The 248-nt window shown below is 76.2% G+C and carries 1 protein-coding gene; it reads right to left on the reverse strand.

Annotated elements, in window-relative coordinates:
• Positions 1-31: 31 nt before the first annotated feature.
• On the reverse strand, positions 32-248 hold a 217-nt coding region (locus BV453_RS01830; protein ID WP_249520735.1), incomplete at its 5' end, for a hypothetical protein.

Genomic DNA, 248 nt, shown 5'->3' on the forward strand with positions numbered 1-248 from the left:
CGCGGTCGTGCGGCGACCTGAGAGTTGCGCCCTAAGCCGGGCTCGGCTGCTCGCCAGCGCTGGCGCCGACCGGTACCGCCGCGGCGGGGAGGGCGTTGTCGATGAGCACGAGCGCGATGGCGGCGGCGGTGTCGAACGCATCCGTGTTGAGCGCACGGCCGCGGGCGGACGCGCCGTCGAGGAGGAGCGCCAACTGCTCGCCGAGCTGTTCGGGGTGGGCGACGCCGGCCTCGCGGGCCGTGGCGGTG

It is taken from the genome of Microbacterium sp. ER1 (assembly GCF_023383675.1).
Lineage (GTDB): Bacteria > Actinomycetota > Actinomycetes > Actinomycetales > Microbacteriaceae > Microbacterium.